General features: G+C 64.2%; 26 protein-coding genes and 2 pseudogenes. 18 read left to right on the forward strand and 10 right to left on the reverse strand.

All coding sequences use genetic code 11. The annotated features are described in order from the left end of the window. Window positions 1-2 precede the first annotated feature (2 nt). Both MJO58_RS17560 and MJO58_RS17565 read right to left on the reverse strand, forming a co-directional pair. Complete coding sequence (locus MJO58_RS17560) at window positions 3-977, reverse strand: LLM class flavin-dependent oxidoreductase (protein WP_239720193.1); 975 nt, start codon at window positions 975-977, stop codon at window positions 3-5. Window positions 978-1,121: 144 nt separating this feature from the next. Further along, window positions 1,122-1,292, reverse strand: a pseudogene (locus MJO58_RS17565) (LLM class flavin-dependent oxidoreductase); the annotation flags it as partial. A 209-nt stretch (window positions 1,293-1,501) separates the two neighbouring features. Between MJO58_RS17565 and MJO58_RS17570 the strand changes: the two are divergent. Further along, window positions 1,502-2,599: an NAD(P)H-dependent amine dehydrogenase family protein gene (locus tag MJO58_RS17570; RefSeq protein ID WP_239720195.1), complete on the forward strand. Its 1,098-nt coding sequence runs from the start codon at window positions 1,502-1,504 to the stop codon at window positions 2,597-2,599. 36 nt (window positions 2,600-2,635) lie between these two features. Next, on the forward strand, window positions 2,636-3,835 hold the full coding sequence (locus tag MJO58_RS17575; RefSeq protein ID WP_239720196.1) for a MalY/PatB family protein: 1,200 nt from the start codon (window positions 2,636-2,638) through the stop codon (window positions 3,833-3,835). Between the two features lie 23 nt (window positions 3,836-3,858). On the opposite strand, the pseudogene MJO58_RS17580 reads toward MJO58_RS17575, so the two are convergent. Then, window positions 3,859-4,137, reverse strand: a pseudogene (locus MJO58_RS17580) (DUF2652 domain-containing protein); the annotation flags it as partial. 152 nt (window positions 4,138-4,289) lie between these two features. Here MJO58_RS17580 and MJO58_RS17585 point away from each other — a divergent pair. The 3 genes from MJO58_RS17585 (at window position 4,290) to MJO58_RS17595 (ending at window position 6,489) form a co-directional block, all read left to right on the forward strand. Continuing rightward, entirely contained in the window at window positions 4,290-5,195 is a 906-nt protein-coding gene (locus tag MJO58_RS17585) for a haloalkane dehalogenase (RefSeq protein WP_239720198.1), read from the forward strand. 138 nt (window positions 5,196-5,333) lie between these two features. Next, on the forward strand, window positions 5,334-5,786 hold the full coding sequence (locus MJO58_RS17590; RefSeq protein ID WP_239720200.1) for a hypothetical protein: 453 nt from the start codon (window positions 5,334-5,336) through the stop codon (window positions 5,784-5,786). 85 nt (window positions 5,787-5,871) lie between these two features. Continuing rightward, a complete protein-coding gene (locus tag MJO58_RS17595; protein WP_090603662.1) occupies window positions 5,872-6,489 on the forward strand; it encodes a TetR/AcrR family transcriptional regulator in 618 nt (205 codons plus the stop codon). On the opposite strand, the gene MJO58_RS17600 is transcribed toward MJO58_RS17595, so the two are convergent. Further along, the gene (locus MJO58_RS17600) at window positions 6,486-7,634 is read right to left on the reverse strand and encodes a DUF1214 domain-containing protein (RefSeq protein WP_239720202.1); all 1,149 of its coding nucleotides are present in this window, start codon (window positions 7,632-7,634) and stop codon (window positions 6,486-6,488) included. The two genes, MJO58_RS17595 and MJO58_RS17600, sit on opposite strands and share 4 nt — an antisense overlap. A gap of 79 nt (window positions 7,635-7,713) precedes the next feature. Between MJO58_RS17600 and MJO58_RS17605 the strand changes: the two genes are divergently transcribed. Further along, a complete protein-coding gene (locus MJO58_RS17605; protein WP_239720203.1) occupies window positions 7,714-8,970 on the forward strand; it encodes a sulfotransferase family protein in 1,257 nt (418 codons plus the stop codon). A gap of 44 nt (window positions 8,971-9,014) precedes the next feature. On the opposite strand, the gene MJO58_RS17610 is transcribed toward MJO58_RS17605, so the two are convergent. Continuing rightward, window positions 9,015-9,917, reverse strand: coding sequence for a metal-dependent hydrolase (locus MJO58_RS17610; RefSeq protein ID WP_239720204.1), 903 nt, complete (start codon window positions 9,915-9,917; stop codon window positions 9,015-9,017). A gap of 148 nt (window positions 9,918-10,065) precedes the next feature. Beyond that, window positions 10,066-10,794, reverse strand: coding sequence for a 3'(2'),5'-bisphosphate nucleotidase CysQ (locus tag MJO58_RS17615; protein ID WP_239720205.1), 729 nt, complete (start codon window positions 10,792-10,794; stop codon window positions 10,066-10,068). Window positions 10,795-10,953: 159 nt separating this feature from the next. Here MJO58_RS17615 and MJO58_RS17620 point away from each other — a divergent pair, with 159 nt between their 5' ends. Continuing rightward, window positions 10,954-11,544, forward strand: a complete 591-nt coding sequence (locus MJO58_RS17620) for a hypothetical protein (RefSeq protein ID WP_175364650.1) — start codon at window positions 10,954-10,956, stop codon at window positions 11,542-11,544. 98 nt (window positions 11,545-11,642) lie between these two features. Here the strand turns inward: MJO58_RS17620 and MJO58_RS17625 are convergent, their stop codons facing one another. Then, window positions 11,643-12,818 carry a thiolase family protein gene (locus MJO58_RS17625; RefSeq protein ID WP_239720207.1) on the reverse strand — a complete coding sequence of 392 codons (1,176 nt, stop codon included), beginning with the start codon at window positions 12,816-12,818 and terminating at the stop codon, window positions 11,643-11,645. 147 nt (window positions 12,819-12,965) lie between these two features. Between MJO58_RS17625 and MJO58_RS17630 the strand changes: the two genes are divergently transcribed. From MJO58_RS17630 to MJO58_RS17640, 3 genes are all read left to right on the forward strand, one after another. Then, the gene (locus MJO58_RS17630; RefSeq protein WP_239720210.1) at window positions 12,966-14,096 is read left to right on the forward strand and encodes an NDMA-dependent alcohol dehydrogenase; all 1,131 of its coding nucleotides are present in this window, start codon (window positions 12,966-12,968) and stop codon (window positions 14,094-14,096) included. A 99-nt stretch (window positions 14,097-14,195) separates the two neighbouring features. Beyond that, window positions 14,196-14,582 carry a DoxX family protein gene (locus MJO58_RS17635; RefSeq protein ID WP_090603674.1) on the forward strand — a complete coding sequence of 129 codons (387 nt, stop codon included), beginning with the start codon at window positions 14,196-14,198 and terminating at the stop codon, window positions 14,580-14,582. A 12-nt stretch (window positions 14,583-14,594) separates the two neighbouring features. Beyond that, window positions 14,595-15,506: a DMT family transporter gene (locus tag MJO58_RS17640; RefSeq protein ID WP_239720212.1), complete on the forward strand. Its 912-nt coding sequence runs from the start codon at window positions 14,595-14,597 to the stop codon at window positions 15,504-15,506. On the opposite strand, the gene MJO58_RS17645 is transcribed toward MJO58_RS17640, so the two are convergent. Further along, window positions 15,477-15,836 (reverse strand): bleomycin resistance protein, encoded by a 360-nt coding sequence (locus tag MJO58_RS17645; RefSeq protein WP_090609254.1) that lies wholly within the window; start codon window positions 15,834-15,836, stop codon window positions 15,477-15,479. The genes MJO58_RS17640 and MJO58_RS17645 overlap by 30 nt on opposite strands. A gap of 99 nt (window positions 15,837-15,935) precedes the next feature. Here MJO58_RS17645 and MJO58_RS17650 point away from each other — a divergent pair, with 99 nt between their 5' ends. The 8 genes from MJO58_RS17650 (at window position 15,936) to MJO58_RS17685 (ending at window position 22,037) form a co-directional block, all read left to right on the forward strand. Further along, on the forward strand, window positions 15,936-16,691 hold the full coding sequence (locus MJO58_RS17650) for a sensor domain-containing protein (RefSeq protein ID WP_090603678.1): 756 nt from the start codon (window positions 15,936-15,938) through the stop codon (window positions 16,689-16,691). 124 nt (window positions 16,692-16,815) lie between these two features. Continuing rightward, window positions 16,816-17,574: a sensor domain-containing protein gene (locus tag MJO58_RS17655; RefSeq protein WP_239720215.1), complete on the forward strand. Its 759-nt coding sequence runs from the start codon at window positions 16,816-16,818 to the stop codon at window positions 17,572-17,574. 84 nt (window positions 17,575-17,658) lie between these two features. Continuing rightward, the gene (locus tag MJO58_RS17660) at window positions 17,659-18,165 is read left to right on the forward strand and encodes a DUF2505 domain-containing protein (RefSeq protein ID WP_090603682.1); all 507 of its coding nucleotides are present in this window, start codon (window positions 17,659-17,661) and stop codon (window positions 18,163-18,165) included. Between the two features lie 120 nt (window positions 18,166-18,285). Then, window positions 18,286-18,516, forward strand: coding sequence for an excalibur calcium-binding domain-containing protein (locus tag MJO58_RS28830; protein WP_350355897.1), 231 nt, complete (start codon window positions 18,286-18,288; stop codon window positions 18,514-18,516). A gap of 350 nt (window positions 18,517-18,866) precedes the next feature. Next, the gene (locus tag MJO58_RS17670) at window positions 18,867-19,052 is read left to right on the forward strand and encodes a hypothetical protein (protein ID WP_239720218.1); all 186 of its coding nucleotides are present in this window, start codon (window positions 18,867-18,869) and stop codon (window positions 19,050-19,052) included. Window positions 19,053-19,177: 125 nt separating this feature from the next. After that, window positions 19,178-19,372: a hypothetical protein gene (locus MJO58_RS17675; RefSeq protein WP_239720220.1), complete on the forward strand. Its 195-nt coding sequence runs from the start codon at window positions 19,178-19,180 to the stop codon at window positions 19,370-19,372. 51 nt (window positions 19,373-19,423) lie between these two features. Continuing rightward, window positions 19,424-19,987, forward strand: a complete 564-nt coding sequence (locus tag MJO58_RS17680) for a hypothetical protein (RefSeq protein WP_239720223.1) — start codon at window positions 19,424-19,426, stop codon at window positions 19,985-19,987. A gap of 286 nt (window positions 19,988-20,273) precedes the next feature. Further along, a complete protein-coding gene (locus tag MJO58_RS17685) occupies window positions 20,274-22,037 on the forward strand; it encodes a DUF3556 domain-containing protein (RefSeq protein ID WP_239720225.1) in 1,764 nt (587 codons plus the stop codon). Here the strand turns inward: MJO58_RS17685 and MJO58_RS17690 are convergent. Then, window positions 22,034-22,273 (reverse strand): hypothetical protein, encoded by a 240-nt coding sequence (locus MJO58_RS17690; RefSeq protein ID WP_239720226.1) that lies wholly within the window; start codon window positions 22,271-22,273, stop codon window positions 22,034-22,036. The genes MJO58_RS17685 and MJO58_RS17690 overlap by 4 nt on opposite strands. Window positions 22,274-22,345: 72 nt before the next feature. Beyond that, entirely contained in the window at window positions 22,346-24,271 is a 1,926-nt protein-coding gene (htpG, locus tag MJO58_RS17695; RefSeq protein ID WP_239720228.1) for a molecular chaperone HtpG, read from the reverse strand. Between the last annotated feature and the right edge of the window lie 7 nt (window positions 24,272-24,278).

Raw genomic sequence — 24,278 nt, forward strand, 5'->3', positions numbered from 1 at the left:
GCTCAGCCCAGCGCCGCGGGCAGCACCTCGTCGCCCACCCGTTTGAGATACCGCCACGCGATGTCCGGCGGCAGCCCGCCGCACAGCGGCGACAAATTGAGCATCTGGCCGGCGCGGACCCGCGAAATCGCTTCTGGCACCGAGATAATGATGTGCGACGTTGGCTTGGCGCGCAGTTCGTCGACGGTCTTCACGTGCGAGAAGCCCGCCGTAGTCTCGTCCCCGGGATTCCACGCCGCATAGGTTTGCACGTCGTGCAGCAGATGCTCCCCGATCTCCTTCCACGCCTGGTCCAGATCGTCGGCGACGAACACGACCGACGGCGTGTTGCGGTCAGGAAACATTGTCGGACCGGGCTGATGGCCGTGCTCACGACAGGCCTGCTCGTAGGCCTCTTGCATGCCGGGCTCGTTTGCATTCCCGAGCATGCCCAGCCCGTATCGGCCGGCACGACGGGCCGCGGCCACCGTGCCACCGCCCCACATCAATCCCGGCCCGCCGGCGGTCAGTGGGCGCGGCGTCACCGTGATCCGCCGTCCGTCTTCTTCGACGGTTTCGCCGGCAAGCAGTCGCCGTAACAGCGAAAGCTTCTCGTCGCAGACGCGGCCGCGCTTCTTGATCGGCACGCCGAAGTGCTCGAACTCCTCGGGCCGGTAACCCAGCGCCAGGATGTATGACGCCCGCCCATTGCTGATGATGTCGAGCACCGCCATGTCCTCGGCCAGGCGCACGGTTTCGTAGAACGGCAGGATCAGAATCATGCTCAGCGCCAGCCGCTGCGTTCGCGAGGCCACCGCCGACGCCAGCAAAAACGGGGACGGCAGGTAGCCGTCCTCCGAGCCGTGATGCTCGCAGATAACGGCGGCCAGACCACCGTGATCCTCTGCCCACGCACACATCTCGGGCGCCGCGGCGTACAGATCGGCGGGGGGCGCAGCCCACTCGGGGGCGCGCATGTCGAAGCGCAGTGTGTACACGGCAAACTCCTAGATGGCCTAATCGTTGTGATGCACGTTACACGTCTGATCGAAGGCGTAAAGCGGCAGCGTGGTCGCGGATGTCGAGTGTGAATCCTGCGACGCGACACGCCGCCGCAGCGTCGTCAGATTCACTCTCGTTGCCCGGTTGGTCCTGGCCGCGGCGGCCGCGGCGCGTTCGAGGTACGGCCACGCCACATCGGGTGCGACGCCGCGGGTCTCTGCCCACGCGCACATGTCGATGGCCGCCGCGTACAGATCGGCGGCCGGACCAGCCCATGCCGGGGCGCGCATGTCGAACCTCAGTGTGAACATCAGCGCGCCAGGTGATCCATTTCCCGCCGGTCGACCCTCAACCCGCACCTTAACCTAAGATTTGTTCTTTAGGATAGTACTTACTCTCTTAAACCCTTGACCGTGTTGGCTCGCGGCTGTTAGCTTCCGTTTCGAACGTTGGGTAACTGCCGGCGTAAGGGCAACGGCCGCCTCAGCTTTCATCACGCGTGCAACTGAGGAGGAACGACATGACGGCTCAGCGGGTAGTGGTATGGGCAACGGGCGGAATCGGTTCGATCGCCATCCGCGCGATCGATCGTCGCCCCAATCTGGAATTGGTCGGGGTGTGGGTGCACTCCCCGGAGAAGGACGGCAAGGATGCCGGCGAACTCGCCAGCGGTGAGCCGATCGGCCTGAAGGCCACCACCGACGCCGATGCGCTGATCGCGTGCAAGCCGGATTGCGTGATCTACGCGGCCAGCGGCCCCGAACGCGACGCCCTGGCCATTCCGGACTACGTCCGGCTGCTCGAGGCCGGCATCAACGTGGTCACGACGAGCACGACGCGCCTGGTGAATCCGCACGCCTACGAACCCGCCGAGTGGCGCGACCAGCTGGTGGCCGCGGCCAAGCAGGGCCAGGCGTCGCTCTACGCCTCGGGGATCGAGCCGGGCTTCGCCGCCGACTATCTGCCGTTGGTGTTGTCCACGCAGTCGTCGTCCATCGACCAGATTCACGCGTGGGAGATCGGCCTGTACGACGACTACGGCGTGCCCGACATCATGAGCGACGCGTTGGGCTTCGGCCGGCCGCTCGACTACCAACCGTGGATCGGCTTCCCGGGCGCGATCGCCGGCGAATGGCAGGGGCAGATCCGGTTGATCGCAGAAGCGCTGGGAGTCGAAGTCCAGGAGGTCCGTGAGTATTTCGACCGCGCGGTCACCGACCGGACGCTGGAGGTCGCGATGGGTACCGTCGAGGCGGGAACCTGCGGCGCGCTGCGCATGCGGGCCACCGGCATCGTCGACGGTCGTGAAGCCATCATCATCGAGCACGTCACGCGACTCGCGCACGACGTCGCCCCGGATTGGCCGGAAGGCATCGGGGACCTGTCCTACCGCGTCCAGATCAGTGGTGATCCCGATATCGACTGCACGCTCGCGGCAACGCTGAAGGACCCGCGAAAGGCCGGCGTCGGGGGCATGACGTCCGGGGCGGGCGCCATGGTTGCCACCGCCCTGCGCGTCGTCAATGCCGTGCCCTATGTCGTCGCCGCCGAGCCCGGACTGTTGAGTTCGGTCGACTTGCCGCTGACGATCCCCACGGGTGCGTTTGTGACCGGCTGAGCCGGCACGCGGCACCCGCGGCTTAGTCTGGCGGGAATGACGGTCAATCCCCTCGAGGAACTCACGCTGGGCCAACTGCAACTGCGCACCAGCATGAAGTGGCGCGCGCATCCAGCCGATGTCCTGCCGTTGTGGGTTGCCGAGATGGACGTCAAGCTGCCTCCCACGGTCGCCGACGCCCTGCGCGAGGCGATCGACATCGGCGATACCGGCTACCCGTCGGGCACCGCACTCGCCGAGGCCGTCGGTGAATTCGCCTCGCGGCGTTGGCAATGGGACGACCTCGAGGTCACCCGTACGACGATCGTCCCCGACGTCATGCTCGGAATCGTTGAGACGCTGCGGCTTATCACCGACCCCGGCGATGCGGTCGTCGTCAATTCTCCGGTGTACGCGCCGTTTTACGCTTTCGTGTCACACTCGGGTCGGCGGGTGATCGAGGCGCCGCTCGATCCCGACGGGCGAATTGCGTTGGATGCGTTGGAGGAAGCGTTCACCCGGGCACGGGCGTCGGGCCGAAAGGTCGCGTACTTGCTGTGCAATCCCCACAATCCGACGGGAACGGTACACACCGTCGACGAGTTGCGCGGGGTGGCCGACTGCGCGCGGCGGTCGCGTGTGCGGGTGGTCGCGGACGAGATTCACGCACCAGTGATCCTGGCCGGATCGCAATTCACGCCGTACCTGAGTGTGCCGGGTGCCGAGGACGCGTTCGCCCTGACCTCCGCCTCGAAGGCGTGGAACCTTTCCGGACTCAAGGCGGCCCTGGCCATCGCCGGGCCGGAGGCGGCGGCGGATCTGCAGCGGATGCCGGAAGAAGTCAGCCACGGACCGAGCCACCTGGGCGTCATCGCGCACGCGGAAGCGTTCCGGACCGGCGACGACTGGCTCGACGCGCTACTGCAGGGCCTGGACGCCAACCGGACGTTACTCAGCGACCTGGTCGCCCAACACCTTCCACAAGTGGAATATCAAGGCACACAGGGCACTTACCTGGCCTGGCTTGATTGCCGCCGGCTCGGCTTCACCGAGGATGCCGACGATGGCCTCGCGGTGGTGGCCGACCTGTCCGGGCCGGCTCGCTGGTTTCTCGACCACGCCCGTGTCGCGCTCAGCTCCGGCCATGTGTTCGGCACCGGCGGCGCCGGCCATGTGCGGCTGAATTTCGCTACCTCGCAAGCGATTCTCACCGAGGCGGTATCACGCATGGGCCGTGCACTCGTCGACGCCCAGTAATACTGCGCGACAACGTCTTTCATCTATAGGGAAATTTCCTCGGTGCCGCGGCCCAAATTGCGGAATCCCTCGGCCGGCTTCTCGAAGCCCAGGATGAAGGGCAACGAATTCAGCTCGAATTTCGCCTTGGCGCCGAGGCGTCCGGACAAGCTGCGTTTTGCCAACAGCGGTGGCACCTCGGAGACCGACAGATCGATGTAGTGTGTCGACGTTTCTCCGATCCCCTCGTGGGTCAACGGCCGGCAAAGCTTGCGGACCGAGTCGTCGAGACCTTGGACGACGGCGTCCGTCATCAGCACATGATGTCCGCGATCAGCAGCACGCCGCGCCGGATGGCCATAAATTCGCTAGTTTGGTGGCCTGCCAGGTTCTCCCCCAATGAAATTTCGTACTGGACGAAGCGGCGTAGCGGAGAGAGGCTAGCAGGGGTGCCCGTTCACCGGAGGAGCTGAATATGGATGTGCTGCGAACCCCGGACTCCCGATTCGAAAACTTGGAAGGCTATCCGTTCGTAGCGAACTACATTGAGGTGGCGGCAAGCGATTCCCCGCCGGTGCGCATGCACTTTCTCGACGAGGGGCCGGCCGACGGCCCGCCGATCGTGCTACTGCACGGCGAGCCCACCTGGAGCTATCTGTACCGCACGATGATTCCGCCGCTGGTTGATGCGGGAAACCGCGTGCTCGCGCCCGACCTGATCGGCTTTGGCCGCTCCGACAAGCCCAGCCGGATCGAGGATTACACCTACCTGCGCCATGTCGAGTGGGTGACGGCATGGTTCGAGCGGCTGCGCCTGAAGGAAGTCACGCTGTTCGTCCAGGACTGGGGATCGCTGATCGGTCTGCGCATCGCCGCCGAGCAGGGTGAACGGATCGCGCGCATCGTCGTGGCGAACGGCTTTCTGCCCGCGGTCCAGCGGAAGCCCTCTCCGGGGTTCCTGGCGTGGCGGGCCTTTGCGCGCTACTCCCCCGTGCTGCCCGCGGGTCGCATCGTGGCGGCGGGCACCGTCCGCAGGGTTCCGCCCAAGGTGCGCGCCGGCTATGACGCCCCCTTTCCGGACAAGACGTATCAAGCCGGGGCCCGGGCATTTCCGCAGCTGGTCCCGACTTCACCCGACGACCCGGCCGTTCCGGCCAATCGCGCCGCCTGGGACGCGCTGGGCCGATGGGAGAAACCCTTCCTCGCCATCTTCGGGGCTCGCGACCCGATTCTGGGGCAGGCCGACCGGCCCCTGATCAAGCACGTCCCGGGGGCGGCCGGCCAGCCTCATGCCCGCATCCGGGCTAGTCACTTCATCCAGGAAGACAGCGGGCCCGAACTGGCCGAACGGGTCCTCGCCTGGCAGAAGCCCTTGCTATGAAACGTCACCGGGCGTCGGCTAGTCGCGCGACACCGCGCATGACGACCCCGCTGACCGCGCGGCTGAACTGATCGCTCGTTGTCCCGCCGCCGGACAATTTTTCTGTTGTCGCCGGACCTCGAGTGCAACGATCAGCCAATGGACATGATGACGATGGGCCTGATGGGCACGGTGGTGGGTGCTTCGGCCATGGGCATCGCGGGCATCGCGAAGTCGACCGTCGACCACCTGCTCCCCGGGATGGCGCTAAACGGCAACAACAAGCATCAGATGCGGAGCCAAATACATTCGCAGCGATGCGATGCGATCCAACAATGGCGCAGCGGCCTGGCCGGGGCTCGTGATGCCTACCGGCAGTGGGCCTGCGGACCGCGCGTCGACGATCCGCCCAACGTCGTCGGCGACGAGTGGTTCGAGGGCTTGCGGCCCCACCTACCGACCACCGGCGAAGCGGCCAAGTTTCGCACCGCCCACGAAGTCCACTGCGATAACCCGACTCTGATGCAGCTTTCGCTGGAGATCGGACGGGTGGAAAAGGAGTGGACCGAAGAAGCGAAGGGCCGTCGACGCCGAAGGCGAAACCGCCAATAGCACGAATGGCCAGATTCATTTGACAACACTAGACTCTCTGTATGATCGCTGATCCCCGTGCCGGACTACGTTAGGACGGTCCGCAATGGGTCGAAAAGGTTGGGGCGGAGCGCCACCCGCTGATGATGAGGAAGCGCGCAAGCGCATCATCGATGCGGCCCTGCGCAGCATGGAGCGGCGGGGGCCAAAACACACCAGCCTGTCCGTGATCGCGGACGACCTCGGCGTCACGCGCCCCACCGTCTACCGCTACTTCGCCACTTTGGACGAGTTGGTAACGGCGGCAAGCGACGTCGCCCTGGGAGGCTGGACCGCGCGGATCGCCGATCTCACCGCAGGCAATGGTGAGCCGGTCGAGCTGTTGGTCGAGGCCGTCGCCTACCTCGTGGAGCAATTGCCCAATGAGCCGGTGCTGATGATGCTGCTGGAGACCGACCAGAGCCGGCTGATGAGTCGGCAGATGGTGTTGGGCGAATCCATCCGGCGATCACGCGTGATCCTCGAGCGCACCGAAATCGATTGGGCTGCATTGGGTTATCGTGGCAGAGATTTCGACGATCTGGTCGAGTACCTGCTGCGCATCATCCAGTCGATGGTTCTGGTCCCGTCGGACCCGCCACGGTCGGCGGGACAGTTACGCGCCGTGCTGCGGCATTGGATCGGGCCGGTGGTGAAGACTCCGCCGGCCCGCAAGAAGCGCTAGGACGGCTTGCGCGGCGCCTCGGAGATTGGGACGACCGCCGCGGCCGGTTGTTCGGGCAAGTCGTCGGCGTGGAACCAGCGAAACGACATCAACCCTTCCGGGTGATCCTTGGTCGAGATGGCGTTGGGGTGGTCGAGCTCTTCGCGGCTGATCACGATGGTGATACTGCCGTCCCGGTTAGGTACAGCGGTGCCGGAATTGATTCCGCCACGGCCGTATTCGAGGTCGGGTGCTGCCATGTACTGGTTCCACAGCGTGAGGTTCCAGAACCGGCACTTCGGGTGGTGCGACGTGATCACCAGCGCCTCGCCGGGCTCGAGAGCGTACGCGCCCAGGCTGTAGACCGCGTTTTGCATCGAGTAACCGTGCGTGGCGGCACCGGCCCGGTACGGCGGGGCAAGAACATTGTGCGAGAGGTTTTGCCCGTCGGCGAGTTCGGTCGGCTTGCGCTCTTGCAGCACCAGCGGCACGATCGCGAACATGTCCTGGGTGTAGCGCAGCGCCGAGCGCAACGACTGAGCCACTGCCGCATCGGTTTTCAGTGGCTGGACAGGCAAGTCGCCGTGGTAGATGACCTCGATCGACCAGTCGACGCGTCGGCTGTGAGCGGGGTCTTCGTGGTAGTCCCGGGTGAGCACCCCATGCGCGTCCTCGTCGAGAGCGATGAAGGGCCCGTCGTAGTCCCGCGGACGTTCGGGGCCCAGGATGCAGGAGAAGCGCCGGTCCTCATCTAGCGGCATGTCCTCGTCGTGGAGCACGCCGATGGTGCGGTTGGGCCATGCCCCGGGTTCGGGTTCGTTGTACACAGCGACCGAGTACATCACGCTCTCGTTCGGCGTTCCGCTGATGCGGTAGGTGCGCCGCGGGTCGATGACGACGTAGCTGTAATACGCGTCGGTGTTGTCCCCGCCCCAGCGGCGGTCACGGCGAAACGGCGTCAGCACATCGTGGAACCGAGGCGCCACCGGGTCCGCGAACAACGTCACGTCCAACGACAAGCCCAGCATTGTGGCGAGGAACTCGTAGCCCTCGGCGACGGCCAATTCTCCGCGCACCGCCTTGGGGCCTTCGAGGAACAGATTCTCGAAATCAGCGAAGGCGGTGAGCAGTTCGCGCCATGCGGCTGAGCTTTGTGGATTGGCCATGAGCAGCATCATAAGCGGGCCTCAAAATACAGCACAACGTCCCTTGTAAAATGTGTAACGACGTAGGTATGGTCCGGAGGTGAGCGACGCGATCCACATCACCGATCTCGCCAAGCCGACATTCACGCCCGAAGCCCAGGCAATCATCGACGGCATGGCCGCGATGGCCGACTATTGTCCGCTGAGCACCGATGCCCTGCACGAACAAGCCACGGCCCAGACGGGTTTGACCGACTTCGGCGAACAGGATTATCGGGAGCGGATGGCGGTCCTGCTCGAGGCGTTCCACGAATTGCCGCGGCTGACCCCGTTCGGCCGCACCTACGCGTTCTCGCTGATGCTGACGTTCCTCAAGGGCAGGCTGCGGGTCATCGACCATCTCAAGCGGCACCCCGAGATCTTCGACGTCCGCATCGAAGCGCCCATGGTGATCGCCGGGCTGCCGCGCACCGGCACCACTCATCTGCACAGCCTGTTGGCGGCCGATCCTGCGCTGCGCTCACTTCCGTACTGGGAAGCCCAGGAGCCACTGCCCGCGCCCGGCGAGGAAGGCACCATTGAGCCTCGTCGCCAGCGCACCGGCGACGCCCTCACCATCTCCAACACGCTGATGCCGTACTTCACGCTGATGCACGAGATGACGACCGACCATATCCACGAAGACATCGGGCTGATGGTGCAGGATTTTTCGAGCGGCTTCTTCACCACGCTCACCCATCTGCCGCGCTGGTCGGATTACCTGCGCGAGCACGACCAGACCCCGGCCTACCAGTTTCTGCGCATGATGCTGCAGGTGCTGCAGCATCAAGACGGCTACCAGCGCCGCTGGGTGCTCAAGTCGCCGCAGCATCTCGAGCAGTTCATCCCAATCCTCAACGTATTTCCCGACGCAACGTTCATCGTCACCCACCGCGACCCCGTCGATGTCGCGGTGTCGATGGCCACGATGATGACCTACACCATGCGTATGAGCGTCGACGAGGTTGACGTGCACACCGTGGCCGAATACTGGATCACCCGCATCGACGAGCTGCTCAGCGCGTGCATGCGTGACCATGATCGGCTGCCCGCCGACCGCACCATCGACGTCCGCTTCGACGAGTTCATGGCCGACGACCTGGCGATGGCACAACGGGTCTGGGACACGGCCGGCTACTCACCGTCCGAGGAGTCGAGAAAGGCTGTGGCACAGTACGTGGCCGGCCATGAGCGCGGTCGGCTGGGTCGCGTCGAGTACCATCCCGAAGACCTGGAGCTCGACAAGGACGAGCTGCGTCGGCGGTTCGCCCCGTACGTCGAGCGGTTCGTCAAACCGGCTGCCGCGAGCTCGGCGTAGCCGCCTGGCGCGACGCCGTTGCGGTCCCGGCGAGAACGACCTCCCTAGCTAACCGCGGTGTACCACCGAACGACGTCCCCGCCGTGCTTCCAACGCTCGAACCACTGATCGGCGAATTTCGGCAGCGGCTCGTGTTCCGGTTTGTGATAAGGAGTTTGGCTCATCAGCACACGTCCTGCCGCGACAAGTATCTGCTTGCGCGGCACGCTCGCGAAGGCCGACGGAACCGGTCGACTGCCCGACGCCAGCTTGCTCTTGAGGTTCTCCCAGGCCCCGTAGGCGGGAAGGAGCATTCGCGCGTCGACCTTGCGATCGCTTAGTGGCACGTGCACGTTGACACCGTCGACGATGACAGCCATGACCCGCAGCAGATGCTTGACCACTGCCGGCAAGACACGAATGCGATACCAGTTGTCGCCGACGACGGCGTCGTAAATCACCAGTGCCGAGCTGCGGTGCTCGACCTCTTCGACGAAGTGCCACAAGAACAATGACGCCACTCGGTCGTCGCCCGGACGGAACAGTGTCGCCTCGTTGTCGAGCATCAGCTTGAACGACGGCGTGAAGGTGGCCTCCAGATCGGCGATGTAGGCCAGTCGGAATTTGAGAGATTTCGTCGCGGTGAGCGTGTCGAAGCACGCCATCACATCGTCGAAGGTCTGCTGCAGGCCCGGATAGCGCTTGATCAGTGCGTTGACATGCTTGCGGTGCGAGCTGGAGTGTTGCGCCTCCTGGCGCAAGAACGCGGTCGCCTCCGTTACCACAGCGGCGTCGGTCATCCGTGGTTTGGCCTCCTGCACCGCGGCCACGATCATCTGCTCGAAGCAGATGGCGATGATCGACGTGGCGTTCATGAAGAAGGAAAAGGCGGGGTTCTCCGGATGCCAAGCCCATGGGACGTCGTCGGTGAAGTCGAACTTCGGACGTCGCACCTCGAGATCAGTCACTGGTCCATTCCCGCGAAACATCATTATACAGAGTTACGTCTGGTGTAAGATCTGATTGTTGCGGCCTCATGAGGATGAGTCAAGGCCTCATGAGGCGCATAATCAGCCCCAGGTGGAGATCACCAGGGGCTGAATCCGCGTGGCGGCGTTAGCCGGTGACGGCGAGGACCGCTTTCGCCAGCTCGGGGCGGCAGACCACCACGTCCGGCAACTTCGGATCGGCCTGGTTGTAGCGCAGCGCCGACCCGTCGATGCGGGAGGTGTGCAAGCCGGCCGCACGCGCCACCGCGACGGGAGCGGCCGAGTCCCACTCGAACTGTCCGCCGGCGTGAACGTAGACATCCGACCGACCCTGGATCACAGATGCGACTTTGGCTCCGGCAGAACCCATTTCGACCAGTGTGCCGCCCAACGCGTCGCGGACTTCCAGAGCGATCGCCGGTGGACGAGTTCGTGATACGACGATGCGCGGCTTGGCCGGCGCGGCGGGCGGCGCGGCAACGTCGGGCGTCGCCAACGTGACGCCCTGGGCCGGCAGCGCCACGGCGCCGGCGACTAGCTCACCGGCCTGCCAGAGCGCGACATGCACCGCCCAGTCGTCGCGTCCGAGCTCGGAGAATTCCCGCGTGCCGTCCAGCGGGTCAACGATCCATACCCGCTCCGAGCGCAGCCGCACCGGGTCGTCGGCGCCCTCTTCGGACAGGACGGCATCCTGGGGCCGCTCGGCGCCGAGTGCTTGCATCAGAAAGTCGTGGGATCGCTTGTCCCCCGCTGCTTTCCGTTCGCTCGCGTCGACCTCGGCGAATTCCTCGCGGACCCCGAGCAACAGCTGCCCCGCCTCGGTGGCCAAACGCGCGGCCAGTGCGTGGTCATTCATCGGTTACTCCTAATCCGTCGCGAGAGTGTCAATACTTCCCTATGTTGGTAGCGTTGACCAAATTTACCGTGCCAAGGTGCTTGACGCAGCCGGCACCCCGCCATCGGCATCTGACATAACCTGGAGAACGTGAGCGGCAACGTCTTTGAAACGGGCGGGTTGCGGCACATTCCGCGGGGGCGGCTGACGGCGATCGGCATCGTCGTGGCCCTTCTACTGGTGGGTGTGCTGATCTTCGCCGGCGTGAAACTGACCCAGGGCCAGCAGAGCACGACGGCCCAGTCCATCAGCCAACCACCCGCCCCGCCGGACAGCTACGCCATTCCGGGCTGCTACAACCCGTCGGTCCAGCCGAGCCCGCGTCCGAAGAAGCTCACTGTCCTGGGATGTGCGGGTGTTGCCGTTGCGCTGCAAGACATGTCGTGGAGTTCGTGGGGACCGCAGGGCGCCGACGGCACCGGAACCGCCGTTTTCAAGTTGTGCGATCCGAATTGCGCCACCGGCGCCCAACTCACGGAACCGGTTGTCGTTCATGCGTGGAATGCGCAGAAGCCACGTCCCGATGCTATTTGCGTGGCCGGCCTCAAGATTTTCAGCGACATGATCCTGGCCTTCCCCAAGGACGTCCCGCCCCCCAACGCCCAACAGATCAATACTCAGTACCACGGAATGCCCGCGGTGCACTTCGTCAACTACTCGCCCAGCGATACCCGCCAGACCGAGTTCATCGGCTACACGTTCTGCAACTGAAACGTCTCTGGTACCGCAGACGCGCCGAACGTGCTCGCACTGCGGAAAAATCGGCAAAATCCCGCCGTCAGAGCACGTTCGGCAGAGCGAGAACTCGCTTAGACCTCGACGACGACGGCACCGCCCTGGCCACCGCCCGCGCACATCGCGGCAACACCGATGCCGCCACCGCGGCGAGCCAGCTCGTAGACCAGCGTCGTGACCATGCGCGCGCCCGAGGCGGCGATGGGGTGGCCGAGGCTGCAGCCACTACCGGAGAAGTTGACCTTTTCCTCGTCCAGGCCGTACTCCCGGCAGGCCGCGATCGGCACCGAGGCGAACGCCTCGTTGATCTCCCACAGCGCCACATCCGACGGCGACAAGCCGGCCCGCTGCAGCACCTTGCCGATGACCTTCACCGCGCCCAGACCGCAGTCCCGCGCCGGCACACCCGCGGCAGCCCACGCCTTCACCGTGCCCATCACGTTGAGCTTGTTGGCTTTGGCGTAGTCGCTGTCCACAAGCGCGACGGCCGCAGCGGCGTCGTTGGTGCCGCTGCTGTTGCCCGCGGTGATCGAGAAGCCTTCGATCTCCGGGTGCAGCACCTTCAGGCCGGCGAGCTTCTCGATGGTGGTGTCACGACGCGGGTGCTCGTCCACGGCGAACTCGGTGACCGAGCCGTCGAACTGGGTGATCTTCAGCGGCAAGATCTCGTCGGCGAACTTGCCGGCGTCCTGGGCCGCGATGGCGCGCTGGTGCGAACGGGCCGCCCAGGCGTCCATCTCCTCGCGGGTGATCCCGACGCTCTGCGCGGTGTTCCAACCGACGGTGATCGACATGTCCTTGGCGGGCGCATCCGGCGTCTCGACATGCGTCGGCGGCATCCACCGCTCTTCGAACTTCAGCTCCGGTCCCGGGATGCGCCAGTTCGTCAGCGGCGTCATCGACAGCGACTGCACACCGCCGGCGATCAGCACCCGCTCCATACCCGAGCCGATCTGCGCCGAGGCGTTGCCGATGGCCGTCAGGCTGCCCGCGCAGTGCCGGTTGACCGACTGACCGGGAACGTGCTCGAGACCGGTAGCGGTGGCGGCGTAGCGCGCCAAATCCCCACCACCGTAATGTGATTCGGCGAAGATGATGTCGTCGATGTCGGATGGGTCGACGCCGGACCGGCGGACCGCCTCCGGGAGCACCGCGGTGATCAGGGTCTCCGGCGGTGTGTTGACCAGCGTCCCTTTGAACGAACGGCCAATGGCCGTCCGGACAGCTCCGACGATGACGGGTGTACCCATGTTCTTAACCTCGCTGCGGTGGGCGGTCAGACGACGCGAATCGTATCAAATACTGTATAGGCAATAGTAATGGTCTAAATTCGGTACGCCGGGGTCTGTGACGGCGCTAACAATTAAGCGTTTCGGGTAAAAGACGGAGGCCGACCGTTGAAGACCAAAGGTGCGCTGGTCTGGGAATTGAACCAGCCGTGGTCGATCGACGAGATCGAGATCGGCGATCCCCGCCGCGGTGAGGTGACCGTCCAGCTCGAGACGGCCGGCCTGTGTCACTCCGACCAACATTTGTTGACCGGCGACTTCCCCATCCCGAGCTTTCCGGTCCTGGGCGGTCATGAGGGCGCCGGCATCATCACCGAGATCGGGGAGGGCGTCGAGAATCTGGCCGTCGGCGACCACGTGGTGATGTCGTTCATCCCGTCGTGCGGAACGTGCCAGCCGTGCCAGACGGGGCTGCGCAACCTGTGCGACCTCGGTATGGGCCTGTTGTCCGGCCAATCAGTATCCGACGGGTCCTATCGGGTGACCGCGAAAGGCCAGAACGTCCTGCCTATGTCACTACTGGGGACCTTCTCGCCCTACGTGGTGGTGCATCACACCTCGGTGGTCAAGGTCGATCCGACGATCCCGTTCGAAGTCGCCTGCCTGGTGGGCTGCGGGGTGACTACCGGCTTTGGCTCGGCGGTGCGCAGCGCGGCGGTCAAACCCGGCGAGGACGTCGCGGTCATCGGCATCGGTGGTGTGGGTGTCGCCGCATTGCAAGGCGCCCGAATCGCGGGGGCCCGAAGGATATTCGCGGTCGATCCGTTCGACTGGAAGCGTGAGCAGGCGTTGAAGTTCGGCGCCACAGCGGCTTTCGCCGATGTCGCCAGCGCCTTCGCCCGCATCGCGGAGGCGACGCGCGGCTTCATGTGCCACAAGGTGATCGTCACCGTCGGCCGCACCGAGGGCAGCGAAGTCGAATCCTGGATGGGCCTGACCGCCAAGGGCGGGGTGTGTTGCCTCACCGCGATGGGGGGCGTGATGGACACCGACGTCACGCTGAATCTGGCCGGGCTGTCGCTGCTCCAGAAAAGCTTGCAGGGCAGCATCTTTGGCGGAGGCAACCCACAACACGACATCCCGGCGATTCTCCAGCTTTACCAACTGGGTCAGATCAACCTCGACGACATGGTGACCCGTGAATACCGCCTCGAGCAGGTCAACGATGGGTATCGCGACATGCTCGAGGGCCGCAACATTCGCGGCGTCATCCGTTTCACCGACGCCGACAGGGTTTGATCGCGCCGCTTTGCCGCGAGCGTAACGGCACGGTGAAAAATTCGGCGGAATCCCGACGTGGCGTTACGCTCGCGGGCCTGGCGTGAGCACAATGAGTCCATGACCACCCCCGTAGCCCAGCGTGAGGCCCAGACCGCCGCATACCGAATCGCAGCGATGTTGCTGGGTGTCGGCACCGTGCACTTCCTCGCCCCCAAACCGTTCGACACAATCGTCCCCGTCGAGCTGCCGGGAGATCCGCGCTTCTACACCTACGCATCGGGTGTCGCCGAGATTGCCACCGGCGCCTTGCTGGTGCCGCGACAGACTCGCCGGTTCGCCGCGCTGGCCGCCGTCCTACTGTTCATCGGGGTCTTCCCGGCCAATGTCAACATGTGCCGGTTGTGGTGGAACAAGCCGTGGCCGATGCGCATCGCCGCCTTCGCCCGGCTGCCGCTTCAGATTCCGATGATCACCACGGCGCTGAAAATCATGCGCAACAGCTAACCGGAGCATTCGATGAAAACCACCGGAATCGCGGTGCTACTCGCGTTGGCGGCCGCCTTGATGATCGGCATCGGAGACGTCCTAGAACAGCGATCCGCTAGGCAGGTCACCGATAAACCGGTCAGCACCCCGGCGCTATTCCATCGCCTGCTGCGCGATCGCCGTTGGTGGCTAGGCAGTCTCGTGGCCGCCGCCGGGTTCGGGCTGCAGGCCGCGGCGCTCGGCCTAGGTTCGGTGGTTCTCGTGCAGGCGCTGTCGGTGACTTCGCTGCTGTTCGCGCTGCTCATCAGCAGCACGGCGAATCACCGCAAAATATCACGCTGGCAAGCTATTTGGGCCGTACTGCTCGTTGCTGCCGTCGCAGTGGTGGTGACCGTCGGCAACCCGCAGGCCGGCACTCCCCGCGGGTCGATCAAGACATGGGTGATCGTGGCCTTGATCCTGGGCCCAGCCCTGATCGTGTGTGTGATCGGTGCTCGCTTGTCCTCGGGCTGGCTCAGCGCGTTGCTGCTGGGTCTCATGTCGGGCGCGCTGTGGGGCCTTTTTTCGGTGCTGACGAAGGGCGTGGTGGACCAACTCGGCCGCGGCATTCCGGAGCTGTTGCGAACGCCGGAGTTGTATGTGTGGGCGGTGCTGGGGATCGCCGCGACGGCCTGGGAGCAGTCGGCGTTTCGGGCCGGCCCGCTGACCGCGTCGCTGCCCGCGGTGACGGTCGCCGAGCCGCTCGTCGGCTCGGTGCTCGGCGTCACCGTGCTGGGCGAGACGTTGAGCACCAACCACGTCGGCATGGTTGTGCTCGGTATGTCGGTGGCGGTGATGATCGCCGCGGCAGTGGCGCTGGCGCGCAGCCAGGCCGCCGAAGTCCCGGCCACCGATGCTTCGACCGACGTCCGATCAACTTCTCGGCGAACCGATCCGGTGTAAGGTCCCGTCGGGATCGATGTAGGCGAATTCCCGTAAGCCATAAGGTGTATCGACCGGTTCCACCAGGCGGCCCTCGAGATCCTGCAGCGCCGCCCACTCCCCGTAAAGGGCGTCGGCGTCGCTGACATAGAAGTACACGCTGGATGCCGTGCGCAGCGGATCGTGTTCGGCCCACTCGCTGAGGTGCATCGACACCGAGCCGCGGTCGACGAAGCCGTAGCGCTCCGGACCTTCGTAGCTGTGGGCATCGAAACCGAGTCGCCGGTAACGGTCCAAGGCGATGTCGAGATCTCGAACGGGAATGATCGGGGCCACCGAGGCGAAATCGATTTCGGGCACAACTTGAGTCTGTCAGCTCGGTCGTGCCGATGGCGCCGGCGAACGCTGTCGTATGCTCCACCCGAGTCGACCGCAGCAGGAAGGCACTCAATGACGAGTCAGCTACCAGCCTTCGCCGCAGTCGCCGCCACCGTGATGCTGGCGGCGGCTTGCGACAGCAACGGGGGTGGCACCGGCACCCCCTCCTTATCGTCGCCCCCAACGAGCGCCTCGAAACAAGCGGTCGCGCCGGCGGCACTCGTGGACCTCTTGCTCACTCCCGCCGACGTCGACAGTGTTCTCGGAGTTACCGGCTCGAGGACCGACAAGGTGTCCGACTCGCTGCAAGAAGACCCAACCGCCGGGATGGGCCCGAAGGGCTTCAGGTTCCCGGAGGAATGCTTGTACATCACCGGACCTGCCCTCGCGCCGGTATACGCCAACAGCGGGAGCACATCGGTGCACGGCGAGAGAATCACCGAACCCACGGGCGGATCGGGTGAGTCGAGCCCTGATGCAAACCAGTATGTGGTGATGTTTCCGGCCGCCCAGCAGGCGAGCGCCTTCTTCAGCACCTCCGCCCAGCGCTGGCCCGCGTGTGCCAACCGCCAAGGCACCGTTCCCGACGGCGCGAATTCCCCGGGCTTCCAATGGACGGTGGGTCCGGTTTCCAATCAAAACGGAGTTCTGAGCACGACCGTGTCCGTAAACCTCATCAAGGATGGCGAGCACATCGTCAAGACGTGCCAAAGAGCGCTGACCGTACGCAACAACGTCGCGATCGACGTTGACGGCTGTCGCCAAAACCCCGGCAACGTGGGCGTCGACATCGCCAATCTAATCGCCGGCAAAGTCGACAAACAGTAGGCGCTGCGGCCTCGGCTTGAATTCAGTCCTGCGCCGCTGCCGTATGCTCCATCCGCAAACACCCTCTGAATAGCCACGCGCGTAGTGCGCGCAACGCTCGACCCCAGCCAGGAAGGCACCAACGATGCGTCCATTTGCAGTCGCCGCCGCCGTCGCGACTACCGGAATACTGGTCGCTGCCTGCGGCGGTAGCAACGGCGGTGGCAGCGCTTCGCCGTCGACCACCACCACGACCTCGTCGAAGCCTCCCCTGGCGCAGGCCGCGCTGGCGAGTCTCTTGCTCACTCCCGCCGAAGTCGACAGCGTGCTGGGTGTCACGGGTTCAAAGACCGACAAGACATTCGACACGCTCCAAGAGGACAAAAGCACTGAGGTGTTCCCCAAGGGATACAAGTTCCCCGCCGAGTGCCTCTACATCACCGGCGAGGGTTTGACGCCCGTTTACACCGGCAGCGGCAACACCGCGGTACACGGGGAGCGTGACATTGCGCCGATCCCCGCGGGGTCGAATGATCCCAACCCTGACATCAGCCAATTCGTGGTGCTGTTTCCGTCCGCCGACCAGGCAAATGCCTTCTTCAACACATCCGCCCAGCGTTGGCCCGCCTGCGCCAACCACCAGGAAACCGTCCCCGCCGGCGGGGATCCGGACGCCCCGGACATTCAGTGGAAGGTCGGACCGGTTTCCAACAGCAACGGAATCCTGAGCACCACGGTGAGCGTGAGTCTGAGCAAGGGCAGCGACACAATGGCTCAGAGCTGCCAACGTGCGCTGACGGTACGCAACAACGTCGTGATCGACACCGAAGCGTGCCGTAAGGATCCGGGTGACGCTGGCGTCAGCGTCGCCAAACAGATCGCGGCCAAAGTCGACAAGCAGTAGCCGTCGCGCGTCAGTTCCCCTGGCGTTCAGTCGATTCGAGCAAGCCCGACACGACAGCCGAGACTTTGGTAAGAATGGGTTGCTATGCCGCGCTCATTCGACGTCTCGACCGAATCGCCCGCCAGCGTTGAACAGATCTATTGGGCGTTCAGTCGCGAGGACTACTGGCTGGCCCGGATCGCCCTGGGGGACGCCGCGACCACCACACTGGACTCGCTGGATGTCGACCCCGCCGGCAGGGTGACGGTGCGGGTAACGCAGCACGTGGGACGCCAGCTACTGCCCGGCCCGGTCGCCAAATTCGCACCCGGCGAGCTGAAACTCGTCCATGAGGAGACGTGGAAACCCAACGGCGACGGCCAGGTGCTCGGGCAGGTCAACGTCTCGACTTCGCCCGGGGTAGGCGGGGCCCGCGCGGAAGCTTGGCTGGAGCCCATCGGCGACGGCACACAGTTGCGGTTCGCGGTCAAAGTGCACGTCAAAATCCCATTGGTGGGCGGCAAACTCGAGAAGACTCTCGGCGCAGGTTTGTCTGACAGCATCCCCGCGGTGCAGCGCTTCACCACCACCTGGATCGCCGACCACTCCTAGGGAGCCCGCTGCCCCGGCGCTTCGCCCCTTGCCATGCAAGTGCGTCGAGGTGTTAGCTCTGTACTCGTTAGCAACCAATGCTGTTTGGCTAGTGAGAGGCTTTGCCCGATGCTTCGTCAGATGTTCACCGTGGTAGCAATTGCGCTAGGGATAGCGGTGGCGCCCGCAGCTCACGCGGCCCCGTCCACCACTACAACGTCTCCTGCACCGACGACGGGTTCGAGCGTCTATTACCCGAACTGCAAGGCCGCCTGCGATGCCGGTGCGGCTCCGATTTATCGGGGGCAGCCGGGCTATCGGCCCCCTCTCGACCGTGACAGCGACGGCATTGCCTGCGAGATATGCCATTGACGAGATATGCCATTGAGAGGGCACCCATGTTCCGATTGATCGTGACCGGCGCGATGTGCTGTGTCGCCATAACGGCATGCGGCTCGCACCAGGCGTCCGGCCCGAGCACGTCCGGCTCCAGTTCGCCGAAAACGTTGGCGAGCAGCAGCATTACCGCTGCTCCCCCTGCCACTACGACCGGTGCGCCGGCGCCGACGAGCAGTGCACCGCCCGATTGTGTCGGATTGTCGATCTGCACACCGCCACCGCCGGACGCCGAGGGGAATCCCGCGTGTTACTACTCCGATGGTTGGCAATCGAATTCAGCCGGGGCGGGAATCGAAGTTTGGTACTTCCACGAACCGCAGAACATGTCGAAGCCGGACAAGGTCACGGCAATAGTGCGTAAGAAGGACGGCACCAACGAGTCTCAAGATGCAGCCATCGAGGCCGGCCAACAAACGCATCGCTTCGAATTCCCGACCATTGATAAGTCGACGGTTCAGGAGGTGCTGCTCGCGTCGACCAGTGGCCGCTGTTTCGTGATCGGCAACTAGGGCACGTACCCGGCTCTCCCCCTTGTGTTTTCGCATCCTTGAGAGGGGCCGGCTCCCTTCTGGAATGGTAAACCTTTTGACCGCAGGGTGTTTGGCCGTCGGTCAGTTAGTAGGCTGCGTCGTTAGTGCGGGAGACGGATAGCGGAACACCAGATGACCCGCATACGTTCCATGACGGAGGCAGTGTTGAGCTGCGCAACGCCGAGTTGCTGCGATGGTGTTCCGACCACGGCCCGCGCGTCGTCTACCTGCTGAACATGATGGCGCTGGGCGACTACCAGGAGCCGCGCGGTTCCTTCTTGGCGTCGATCGGCTACTAACGAGCGCTGTCGACCCGTGCCGAGACCGCGGACCAGGGATACTGGCACACCATGGACAACACGCATTGGTGGATACCCTGGCTGCCCCTGCTGGGGTCAATACTCGTCACCGCGACCGCATTCCTCGGCGTCATGATCAACAACAAAAACAGCCGCGCCGCCATCCGATCGGCGCGCATACTTGACCACCAGAAGTGGTTACGAGAAACGCTATTGCAGCTCGGATCGCACGCCGCTGGGCACGCATTCGAGATCGACCGCCTCTACAACGTGCGCTCCTTTGCCACCAACGACGAAGTGTTCACCCAGAACATGCTCACCCTGGCGGGTGAAATCCGGCGGCTGTCAGCCACCGCAGACAGCTTGAGCCTCATCGGATTTCCCGAACTGGCGGCCAGCTGCGCGGAGATCCGTCACGCGGCCGATCGAGTGGTCGAACCCGCCAACACCCACCGCGAAACCATCCGATCCTCAGCACCCGAGCAACACGTTCACCAGAGTCGCCTCGCCGTCGACAACCAACTGGCAGCACTAAGCGAGGCGCGAAAACGGTTCGTGGACCACGCCCAACAGACGTTGAAGGCCCACGCCCTGCTCCAGGTCGACGGCATCTGACGGCTAGCCCGAACGGCTGACCGTCATGCCGGCGGCCACCGAATCGAACACCTGCGGGCGTGAGCACCAGCGCATAGAGTGGGGTGCGTTGGCGTGCGGGGAAATCGTGTCACGACAGCCTATTTCGAAGCGGCGTGCCAGCGAATGCTCACGATGACCTCTTCCTCAGAAGGCAACGCGTGTTGTCGTTCGCCCGTCGAGTTTGATCGAGGCATTCACGACTAAATCGCGTGGTCGCGTTACATTGATTAATCGCCTACTAGGTTCAACGCGGAACGAGGCCATCATGGGATTCATCACGCCGGACCTCCCAGACGTCGACCACGACACCTGGCCCTCGCTGCCAAGGTCCACGCGGATGCAAGTAGTCACGAGGCATTGGGTGGAACACGGCTTCGGCACGCCGTCGGCGATCTATCTGCTGTATGTGCTGAAGATGGCCGCGTACGCGGGCGGGGCCGTGGCGGTCATCGCGTTGACCCCAGGCCTAGGCGGCCTCGATCGCCTCGCGCAGTGGTGGACCCAACCGATCGTGTACCAGAAGGTCGTGGTGTTCACGTTGCTATTCGAGGTCCTCGGCCTGGGCTGCGGATCCGGGCCGCTGACGGCACGGTTCTGGCCGCCCATCGGAGGTTTCTTGTTCTGGTTGCGACCCAACACGATTCGCCTACCACCCTGGCCGCGCGCGATTCCCTTCACCCGCGGAGATAGTCGTTCGATCGTCGACGTGGCGCTCTATGCGATCGTCCTGGCCTCCGGGACCTGGGCGCTACTCTCGCCCGGCCGTGGCGGCCCGGTTACCGCGGCCGGCGATGTCGGCCTGCTCGACCCGATGGTGGTGGTGCCGCTGATCGTCGCCCTGGCGTTACTGGGCCTGCGTGACAAGACGGTGTTTTTAGCGGCGCGCGGCGAGCACTACTGGCTGACACTGTTTGTCTTCTTTTTCCCCTTCACCGATCAGATCGCGGGTTTCAAGATCGTCATGCTCGCGCTGTGGTGGGGAGCGGCGACCTCCAAGCTCAACCACCACTTCCCGTACGTCGTGGCGGCGATGACCAGCAACCACCCGCTGTTGCGCAGCAAAATGTTCAACTGGGTCAAACGCCGGCTCTACCTGGACCCGGTCAATGACATACGTCCCTCCTGGGTACCGAAAATCATGGCCCATGTCGGCGGCACTACGGCCGAATTTCTGGTGCCCCTGGTCCTGGTCTTCTTCGCCGATGGCCATCGCTGGGCGTGGTTCCTGATCGCCTTCATGGTGATCTTCCACCTCAACATCATTTCCAACCTCCCGATGGGAGTTCCGTTGGAGTGGAATGTATTCCTGATCTTCTCGCTGTTCTATCTGTTCGGGCACTACAACGAAATTCACGCTACAGACCTGCAGTCGCCGCTGTTGCTGGCCATCCTCGTCGTCGCGCTGGCCGTTGTCCCAATTCTGGGAAACCTTTTCCCCCAGCAGTTTTCGTTCCTGCCCGCGATGCGCTACTACGCCGGCAACTGGGCGACCAGCGTTTGGTGCTTCCGCGCCGGAGCCGAGGAGAAGATCGAAGAGGGCGTCGTGAAAAGCTCAGCGCTGACTGCCAAGCAACTGGCCAGGCTGTACGACGAGGCGACCGCCGAGATCACCATCGACAAGGCCGGCGCCTTCCGATCCATGCACACCCATGGTCGCGCCCTCAACGGGTTGCTGCCTCGCGCCATCGACAACGAAGCCGACTACCGGATGCGCGAGGGTGAAGTCGTCGCCGGTCCCCTGGTCGGCTGGAACTTCGGCGAAGGCCACCTGCACAACGAGCAACTGCTGGAGGCCCTGCAGCGGCGCTGTCAGTTCGACGAGGGCGACGTGCGGGTGGTCATCCTGGAAGGCCAACCGATCCAGACTCAACGGCAGTGGTATCGCATCGCGGACGCCAAGGCCGGGGTGATCGAGGAAGGCTATGTCAACGTCGAAGACATGCTGGCGCGTCAGCCGTGGCCCGAGCCGGGTGACGAGTTCCCCGTGCACCTGACGCGCACGGAGAAACGGCTATCCACCGCCGACTAGCTGCACCGGGGCGCTGGTATTCGAAGTTTGCGTGGACGACGGCTCACGGGGGCGGTAAACCCGCCGGTGTCGTCGAAAAACGCCCAGGAACCGTTGTCGTCGACCTCCATGCGCCATCCCAGCTCAGACCTGCCGGCGAGGGTGTCCAGAAACCATGCGTGTGCCGCTTCTGCGCTGTCGAAATTCCTCGCTGCGACTATCTCGCCATGTGGGTCGATAGCTCGAAACGTGGGCATGCGATGTGATTATCCCCTTCGGTCAAGTTTCAATCGCACGCAATTTCGACCGACGGGGCGCGCTTTTCCTGCTTACAGCGTGCGAGTCAACTGATTCGCCAGTAACTCGGCGAATCTGGCCGGATCCTCGAGAGCGCCGCCCTCGGCCAATAGCGCGGTTCCGTACAACAATTCGGCGGTCTCGGCGACCGTCGGATCGTCGGCACGCTCTTGGTGAGCCTTGCGCAGCCCGGTGATCAGTGGATGGTCCGGATTGACTTCCAGGATCCGCTTTCCGATCGGGATGTTCTGCCCGGAGGCCTGGTAGATGCGCGCGAGCGCGGGACTTATCCCGAAGGCGTCGGTGATCAGGCACGCCGGCGATTCGGTCAGGCGAGTGGATAGCCTGACCTCCTTGACGTGGTCGGTCAAGGTCTCTTTCAACCAGGTCAGCAGGTCGGCGAATTCTTTCTCCCGCTCCTCACGTTCGGCGTCGCTGGACTCCTCGCCGGAATCCAGGTCCACCTCGCCCTTGGCCACCGACTGCAAGGGTTTGCCGTCGAATTCGGTCACGGTGCCCACCCAGACCTCGTCGACGGGGTCGGTGAGCACCAGGACCTCGTAGCCCTTGGCCTTGAATGCCTCCAGATGCGGAGACTTCAGGATTTGCTGCCGCGTCTCGCCGGTGGCGTAGAAGATCTGCTCCTGGCCATCCTTCATGCGCTCGACGTATTCGGCCAGCGTGGTTGCGTCCTCCTCGCTGTGCGTCGACGCGAACGAGGAGATTTGCAGCAAGGTTTCCTGGTTGTCGGCATCGGATAGCAACCCCTCTTTGAGAACCCGGCCGAACTGGGTCCAGAAGGTGCGATAGTCCTCGGGCCGCTCCGACTGCAGCTCTTTGATCGTGGACAGGACCTTCTTGGTCAGGCGGCGGCGAATCGCGTTGATCTGCCGATCCTGCTGCAGGATTTCGCGAGAAACGTTGAGCGACAAGTCTTGTGCGTCGACCACACCCTTGATGAACCGCAGGTACTCCGGCATGAGCTGGTCGCAGTCGCCCATGATGAACACCCGCTTGACGTACAGCTGCACGCCGATTTGGGCGTCCCGGTTGAACAGGTCGAACGGCGCGTGCGACGGAATGAAAAGCAGGGCCTGGTACTCGAAGGTGCCCTCGGCCTTCATCACGATGACCTCGAGCGGGTCGTCCCAGGCGTGCGCGATGTGCTTGTAGAACTCCTTGTATTCCTCGTCGGACACGTCGTCCTTAGGCCTGGCCCACAGTGCCTTCATGGAATTCAAGGTCTCGGTCTCGATGGTGACGACCTCTTCGCCGCCCTCCTCTTCGGGCGGAGTACGCCGCTCGACCTGCATTCGGATAGGCCACGCGATGAAGTCGGAGTACTGCTTCACGAGGCTCCGCAGCTTCCACTCCGAGGTGTAGTCGTGGAGCTCGTCTTCGGCGTCTTCGGGTTTGAGATGCAGGGTGACGGCAGTGCCCTGCGGGGCATCTGCGACGGATTCGATGGTGTAGGTGCCCTCGCCGGTCGACTCCCACCTGGTGGCGTCGCTTTCGCCGGCCTTGCGCGTCAGCAGCTCGACCTTGTCGGCCACCATGAATGACGAGTAGAAGCCGATACCGAACTGACCGATCAGCTCTTCCGATGCCGCCTCGTTCTTGGCCTCCCTGAGCTGCTGGCGCAGCTCGGCGGTGCCCGATTTGGCGAGGGTGCCGATCAGGCCGATGACCTCTTCGCGCGTCATGCCGATGCCGTTGTCGCGGATAGTCAGGGTGCGCGCGCCCTTGTCCACCTCGATCTCGATGTGGAGGTCAGACGTGTCGACGTCGAGGTCTTTGTTGCGGAACGCCTCCAGCCGAAGCTTGTCCAGCGCGTCCGAGGCGTTCGAGATCAGCTCCCGCAGAAACGAGTCCTTGTTGGAGTAGACCGAATGGACCATCAGGTCGAGAAGTTGGCGCGCCTCGGCCTGGAACTCTAACTGCTCAACACCGGCATTCATGGGTTCA

Source organism: Mycobacterium lentiflavum, assembly GCF_022374895.2.
Lineage (GTDB): Bacteria > Actinomycetota > Actinomycetes > Mycobacteriales > Mycobacteriaceae > Mycobacterium > Mycobacterium lentiflavum.